This is a genomic window from Pseudomonas sp. GD03862, assembly GCF_029840855.1.
Taxonomy (GTDB): domain Bacteria; phylum Pseudomonadota; class Gammaproteobacteria; order Pseudomonadales; family Pseudomonadaceae; genus Aquipseudomonas; species Aquipseudomonas alloputida.
In genome coordinates this window covers 209815-216442 of record NZ_JAOCDI010000003.1, presented here as the reverse complement: position 1 = coordinate 216442, position 6628 = coordinate 209815, and the positions used below count along the sequence as shown (strand labels likewise).

At 62.5% G+C, this 6628-nt stretch carries 6 protein-coding genes; 2 read left to right on the top strand and 4 right to left on the bottom strand.

The features are described 5' to 3' along the window. The first annotated feature begins 62 nt into the window (after window positions 1-62). Entirely contained in the window at window positions 63-2246 is a 2184-nt protein-coding gene (gene yccS / locus N5D53_RS03800; RefSeq protein WP_047604700.1) for a YccS family putative transporter, read from the top strand. 18 nt (window positions 2247-2264) lie between these two features. Here yccS and N5D53_RS03795 read toward each other — a convergent pair whose 3' ends face one another. After that, complete coding sequence (locus tag N5D53_RS03795; protein WP_020192742.1) at window positions 2265-3002, bottom strand: transporter substrate-binding domain-containing protein; 738 nt, start codon at window positions 3000-3002, stop codon at window positions 2265-2267. Window positions 3003-3155: 153 nt separating this feature from the next. On the opposite strand from N5D53_RS03795, the gene N5D53_RS03790 reads away from it, so the two are divergent. Then, window positions 3156-3608, top strand: coding sequence for a GNAT family N-acetyltransferase (locus N5D53_RS03790; protein ID WP_104962673.1), 453 nt, complete (start codon window positions 3156-3158; stop codon window positions 3606-3608). A gap of 25 nt (window positions 3609-3633) precedes the next feature. Here the strand turns inward: N5D53_RS03790 and N5D53_RS03785 are convergent, their stop codons facing one another. The 3 genes from N5D53_RS03785 to N5D53_RS03775 are packed head-to-tail and all read right to left on the bottom strand — an operon-like array spanning window position 3634 to window position 6612. Beyond that, entirely contained in the window at window positions 3634-3930 is a 297-nt protein-coding gene (locus tag N5D53_RS03785) for a winged helix-turn-helix domain-containing protein (protein ID WP_003249396.1), read from the bottom strand. A gap of 12 nt (window positions 3931-3942) precedes the next feature. Beyond that, window positions 3943-4443: a M48 family metallopeptidase gene (locus tag N5D53_RS03780; protein WP_054889349.1), complete on the bottom strand. Its 501-nt coding sequence runs from the start codon at window positions 4441-4443 to the stop codon at window positions 3943-3945. 39 nt (window positions 4444-4482) lie between these two features. Continuing rightward, window positions 4483-6612 carry an EAL domain-containing protein gene (locus N5D53_RS03775; RefSeq protein WP_190869884.1) on the bottom strand — a complete coding sequence of 710 codons (2130 nt, stop codon included), beginning with the start codon at window positions 6610-6612 and terminating at the stop codon, window positions 4483-4485. Window positions 6613-6628 lie beyond the last annotated feature (16 nt).

Below are 6628 nucleotides of genomic sequence, written 5' to 3'. Positions count from 1 at the left end.
GAAGCGGCCCCCGATAACCGGCCCTGAAAGGTATTCTTCTGATCACCGCCTGGCAGGCCATCATGTCATCGAGCTCGTTCCGTCAGTCACTGCGTCGCCTGTGGGGCCAAGACAAGTTCAGCTACAGCATCCGGGTCACCATTGCCCTCACCGGCAGCCTGGCCCTGTGCTGGTACCAGAACGAGATGGCCCTGCTGATTCCGCTGTTCCTCGGCATCATCGCCAGCGCCCTGGCCGAAACCGACGACAGCTGGCAGGGCCGCCTCAGCGCCCTGGCCGTTACCCTGGTGTGCTTCGCCATCGCTGCACTGGCAGTCGAGTTGCTGTTCCCCTACCCCTGGATCTTCGTCATTGCCCTGGCCCTGGCTGCCTTTGGCCTGACCATGCTCGGGGCGCTGGGCGAGCGCTACGGCGCCATCGCTTCGGCCACCTTGATCACTGCGGTCTACACCATGATCGGGGTGGACCAGCGCGGCGGCCAGGTCACCGATTTCTGGCACGAACCGCTGCTGCTGGTGGCAGGTGCGGCCTGGTACGGGCTGTTGTCGGTGCTGTGGCAGGCGCTGTTTTCCAACCAGCCGGTACAGCAGAGCCTGGCCAGACTGTTCTTCGAGCTGGGCAGCTACCTCAAGCTCAAGGCCAGCCTGTTTGAACCGGTCCGCACGCTCGACGTCGAGGCACGGCGCCTGGAACTGGCCCAGCAGAACGGCAAGGTGGTGGCCGCGCTGAATGCAGCCAAGGAAATCATCCTGCACCGGGTGGGCAACAGCCAGCCAAACTCGAAGGTAAGCCGCTACCTCAAGCTGTACTTCCTGGCCCAGGATATCCACGAGCGTGTCAGTGCCTCGCACTACCCCTACAACGCACTGACCGAGGCGTTTTTCCACAGCGACGTCATGTTCCGCTGCCAGCGCCTGTTGCGTAAGCAGGGTTCATCCTGCCAGGAACTGGCCCGCTCGATCCGCCTGCGCCAACCGTTCGTGCTGGCCAGCGGTTATCCAGAAGCCCTCGAGGACCTCAACGCTTCGCTCGAACACCTGCGCATCCAGAGCAACCCGGCCTGGCGCGGCCTGCTGCGGTCGCTGCGGGCGCTGGCTGCCAACCTGGCAACACTGGACCGCCTGCTCAGTGCCGCCAGCAACCCGGATAGCCTGGCCGACGCCAGCGACAGCAGCCTGCTCGACCGCTCGCCACACTCGCTGAAGGACGTGTGGACGCGCCTGCGCACTCAGCTCACACCGACTTCGCTGTTGTTCCGCCATGCCTTGCGCCTGCCGCTGGCGTTGTCGATCGGCTATGGCATGGTGCACCTGATTCACCCGACCCAGGGCTACTGGATCATCCTCACCACGCTGTTCGTCTGCCAGCCCAACTACGGGGCCACGCGGCGCAAGCTGGTGCAGCGAATCTTCGGCACTGCCGTTGGCCTGACCGTGGGCTGGGCCTTGTTCGACCTGTTCCCCAACCCGGTCATCCAGTCGTTGTTCGCCGTGGTTGCCGGGGTGGTGTTCTTCGTCAACCGCACCACCCGCTACACCCTGGCCACTGCGGCGATCACCCTGATGGTGCTGTTCTGCTTCAACCAGATCGGCGATGGCTACGGCCTGTTCCTGCCACGCCTGTTCGATACCCTGGTGGGCAGCCTGATTGCCATCCTAGCGGTGTTCCTGTTCCTGCCCGACTGGCAGGGCCGACGGCTGAACAAGGCGCTGGCCAATACCCTGGCCTGCGCCAGCGTGTACCTGCGCCAGATCATGCAGCAGTATGCCCACGGCAAGCGCGACGACCTGGCCTACCGCCTGGCCCGGCGCAATGCCCACAACGCTGACGCGGCGCTGTCCACCACCTTGGCCAACATGCTGATGGAGCCGGGGCATTTCCGTAAGGAGGCCGACGTTGGCTTTCGCTTCCTGGTGCTGTCGCACACCTTGCTCAGCTACCTCTCGGGGTTAGGCGCGCACCGCGACACGGCGTTGCCGGCGGAGGTGCAGGAGCAGTTGATCGAAGGCGCCGGGCAAAGCCTGGCCAGCAGCCTGGACGAGATTGCCAACGGCCTGGCCGCACGGCTGCCGGTGGCGATTCACAGTGATGCCGAAGAGGCGCTGGCCAATGCCCTGGAGCAGATGCCGGAAGATCTGGATGAGCATCAGCGGTTGGTGCAGACGCAGTTGGCGTTGATATGCCGGCAGCTGGGGCCATTGCGGACCCTGGCGGCACACCTGATCAAGGAAAATGCCCCGGCCTGATCGTTTTATTGCCTGTGCTCAAAAGCCATACTGACGCAGCAGCCGGGCATAGCTGCCATCGGCCTTCATCGCCGCTATCGCCTGCTCGAAGCGCTCGACGATCCGCTTGTGCTCCGGGTGCTTCAGGCTGACCAGGACATGCAGGGTGTTCTCCCCCAGCGGCGGATCCACCAGCATCACCCTGTCACGCACTTCCTGCGGCTCGCGCTGCAGGTTGTAGCGGGCCACGTACTCGTCTTCCACCGCCAGGCTTACCCGCCCTGCCGCCAACATGCGTACCGCAGAAGAAAAGTTGCGCACCGGCACTTTGTTCAGACGCGGATCCCCGTCGAATTCCGGTGAATAGGCGTAATCACGCACTACCGCAATGCTGTAGGCATAAAGGTCAGACAGACGCGTGTAGCTGAACGCCTCGCCCTTACGTTGCAGCAGGCGAATACGATTACTCAGGTAGGCGCTGGAGAATTGCCCGATATTGGCGCGCGAGTCGTTGTACCAGGCATTGATCAGCACGTCGTAGCGCCCTTCACCTACCCCCAGCAACGCCCGCGCCCACGGCACCTCTTCATAGCCGCTGGCGTAGCCGGCACGGGCCAGTGCGGTGGTAACGATGCTGGTCGCAAGGCCGCCGCCCGGCATCTTGGCATCGGTGAACGGTGGCCAGTTGTCAGCCACCAGGCGTAGCTTGTCGTGACCCGGGGCAGGTGTTGCCAGCATCGTTGTCAGCAATCCCAGAACACAAAGCAGTGGCCGCATGCTCACGTCCTTTCGCAATGGAGGGCAACACTGCCAGTGAGATTACACAAAGCGCTTGCCGAGGGCAGCGGCCAATAGTGTCATTTAGCCTCTATTTTGGCCGAAGCACGTGCAGCATGCGATGATCGAGCCTCATCCAAGGAGTTCGTGCCCATGTCAATCGACTGGCTCTGCAAGCACCACACCGATCTCGGCAAGGAGCAGCTCTATGCCATTTTGCAGCTACGCACTGAAGTGCTCGTGGTGGAGCAGCGCCACGCCTACCAGGAAGTCGATGGTCAGGACCTGACTGGCGATACCTTGCACCTCATGGCCTGGCAGGAAGACAAGCTGGTGGCCTACCTGCGCCTGCTGGATCCGCAGTCACAAGGTGGGGATGTGGTGATCGGACGAGTGGTGACATCACCGCAGGCGCGAGGTTTGCAGCTCGACGAAAGCTTGCTGCTCAAGGGGCTGGAAGCGGCGGAGCATTGTTGGCCGGGGGTGCCGGTTTATCTGTCGGCTCCGGCGCATTTACAGGCGTTTTATGCCCGCCATGGGTTTGCGGTGGTGAGCGAGGAGTCTTCGGAGAACGGCATCGCGTCCATTGGAATGCGCAAGGGATGAGCCCACCCTGTGCGGGCTTTGCACATCAGGGGTAACCCAGCACTTCGCGGATCTGCCGCAAGTGACGGATGATCCACTGCTTGTCGATCGCCCCCCAGTCATGAATGCGATAATGCCCGGCGTGGTTGCGTGCGCCTTCCTGCTGTTCGAACTCGCAGACGATGTCCAGGTCGGCCAGCGCGGCGATAGTGTCCTGAGCTGTGCGACGGGGCATGCCGGTGGCCTCCATCAGGGCGGGCACGCTGGTCGCGGTCTGGCTATCGATCAGCCAGGCCACGTACAGGCGGCGGTAGAAGCTGCTCTTGGTCTTGCTCACTTCCATGCTGCATGTTCCTTAGAGGTTGCCCGGCAGCTCCCGGTAGGTCAGGTAGACGCGCAGGTCGAATTCCAGTTGATGATAGTCCGGCTCCATGTGCTGGCAGAGCTGGTAGAACGCCTTGTTGTGATCTCGCTCGCGCAGGTGCGCCAACTCGTGCACAACAATCATGCGCAAGAACTGTGGCGCGGCCTCCTTGAACAGCGAGGCAATGCGGATTTCCTTCTTCGCCTTGAGCTTGCCGCCCTGCACCCGCGACACCGCCGTGTTCAAGCCCAGGGCCCGATGCGTCAGATCGAGGCGGCTGTCGAACAGCACCTTGTCCAGGTTTGGCGCACTTCGCAGGTACTGTTGGCGCAGATCCTGGGCATAGCCATACAGCGCCTTGTCGTTTTGCACGTCATGGCGGTCAGGGTAACGGCGCTGCAGGTATTCACCCAGGCGGTCGCTGTCGATCATCTGCCGCACCTGCTCCTGCAGGTGCGGGGGGTAGGCTTGCAAGTAACGTAGTACGGTCATGGCGCTGTATTCGGCGTAACGAATGCCGATTCTAGCCAATCACGGCCCTGGCCAGGAGAAAATTGCCGGGAAGCCGCTAGCGTCAGTCGCGGTCATCGGATAAGCCACCAGGAAACCCTGAACGTATTCGCAGCCATTGGCCTTGAGCCAGGCTGCCTGCGCCGGGGTCTCCACCCCCTCGGCGATCACCGTGATACGGTAGTCGGCGCACAGGCCGATCACGCTGCGAACCAACGCAGCATCTACCGCCGAATCGGGCAGACGTGCCACCAGATGACGGTCGAGCTTGAGTGTGTCGATAGGCAGGTCGCGCAGCATGCGCAACGAACAGTCACCCGCACCGAAGTCATCCAGGGCCACCCTCACGCCCAGCTCACGCAAGCGGTGTATCTGTTTGACGGCCGCGTCGATGTTATACATCAGCGACGTTTCCGCCACTTCCACCTCCAACTGAGTCGGGACAAGCTGGTAAAGCTGGATGACCCGTCGCAGTTCTTCGACCAGGCCAGGCATGACGAACTGCGCGCGGCTCAGGCTGATGCCGAGCACAAGGTCCGGCGGAAACCGGTCGTACCAGGCCTGCCGCTGGGCGGCCCCCTGGCGGTAGATCCAGCTGGCCAGGCGGTTGATCAGACGCGCTTCTTCCAGCAACGGGATGAACAGCCCCGGCGGCACATCGCCAACGCTGGGGTGCTGCCAGCGCAGCAAGGCCTCGAAACCACGCAGGCGACCATCGTGGAAGGCGACCTGTGGCTGGTACACCAAGGTAAAGTCCTGCTGCTCGATGGCCGTGCGCACGCTGTCCTCGAGCATCAATCGCGAGCGCGCCCGTCCGTTGAGTTCCTGGTCGTAGAAGCGGTATTGCTGACGCCCCGCTTGCTTGGCGGCGTACATCGCAGCATCGGCCGAACGCAGCAGGCCTTCGACATTGGCGCCACAGTCCGGGTAGGTGGCAATGCCGATGCTGACCCCAAGGCACACATCGAGCCCGTCTACCTCATGGCTGATGGAAACACGTTCGAGCAACCGTTCGGCAAAACGCCCGGCCTGCTCCGGGTAGGGCAAGCTGTCAAACAGTGCAGTGAACTCATCACCGCCCATACGCGCCAGCAAGGCCTCACTGCCCAGGCAGTCCTTGAGCTGCTCGGCCACCCAGCGCAACACCCGGTCGCCCGCGTCGTGGCCGAGCGAGTCGTTGATGCGCTTGAAGCCATCCAGGTCCATGTACATCAGCGCCTGCGCCTTGTCAGAGCGCTCGTTGCGCAACAGTGCACCTTCAGCCGCCTGGTAGAAACCACGGCGGTTGAGCAGGCCGGTGAGCGGGTCAGTAATGGCCTGGTATTCCAGCTGCTGGTGCAAGTTACGCACTGCCGACATGTCCAGCACGGTCACCACCATGGCCTGTTGATCGGCCGGCAACGGCGCACAGGACAGCGCCACCGGCACAAGCTCACCGCCTTGGGTACGCAGTTGGGCATCGTGTACGCGGTAGATCTGCCGCCCCTGGTAGGCCTTGTAGAAGTCCGACTCGCGCCACAGGCTGGTACTGGTCAGTTGCACAACGTCGAGCAATTGGGTGCCCTGCAGGCGTTGCACCGGTGCCGCCAGCAAACGGGAGATGGCTGGATTGGCAAAACTGATGATGCCATGGGCATCAACCACCAGAATGCCTTCGGCGGCATTCTCCAGGATGGACGCATTGAATGCCCTGGCCGCCTCCAGTTCGCGACTGAGCTGCTGCAGCATGCGCCGGTTGCGCTGCTGGTCGAGCAGCGCCTGGACTTTGGGCTTGAGTATTTGCGGGTCGAACGGTTTGAACATGTAGTCCACGGCGCCGCTGGCGTAGCCTTTGAGCACGGCCGCGTCGGACTGTTCGTTGGCGGTGAGGAAAATGATCGGGGTCAGTCGGGTACGCTGATTGCCGCGCATCAGCCGGGCGACTTCAAAGCCGTCCATTTCCGGCATCTGTACATCCATCAACACCAGGTCGACTTCGTACTCAAGCAACGCGCTCAAGGCTTCTATCCCAGAGCTTGCCGTCAATACTTGCCAATCCTGCCGGGCCAGCAAGGCCCGCATGCTGATGAGGTTCTCGGGGTAGTCGTCTACCACCAGAAGAACTGAGCTGCCATCCAGTGGCTGCTGCTGTTGAGGGTGAGCGCCATCCATGCTGCTTCTCTGTTAT

Excerpts from the sequence above, each read along its gene's own strand:
- yccS (WP_047604700.1), top strand. The coding sequence starts at position 63 with ATGTCATCGAGCTCGTTCCGTCAGTCACTGCGTCGCCTGTGGGGCCAA.
- N5D53_RS03795 (WP_020192742.1), bottom strand. The coding sequence starts at position 3,002 with ATGCGGCCACTGCTTTGTGTTCTGGGATTGCTGACAACGATGCTGGCA.
- N5D53_RS03775 (WP_190869884.1), bottom strand. The coding sequence starts at position 6,612 with ATGGATGGCGCTCACCCTCAACAGCAGCAGCCACTGGATGGCAGCTCA.
- N5D53_RS03790 (WP_104962673.1), top strand. The coding sequence starts at position 3,156 with ATGTCAATCGACTGGCTCTGCAAGCACCACACCGATCTCGGCAAGGAG.
- N5D53_RS03780 (WP_054889349.1), bottom strand. The coding sequence starts at position 4,443 with ATGACCGTACTACGTTACTTGCAAGCCTACCCCCCGCACCTGCAGGAG.
- N5D53_RS03785 (WP_003249396.1), bottom strand. The coding sequence starts at position 3,930 with ATGGAAGTGAGCAAGACCAAGAGCAGCTTCTACCGCCGCCTGTACGTG.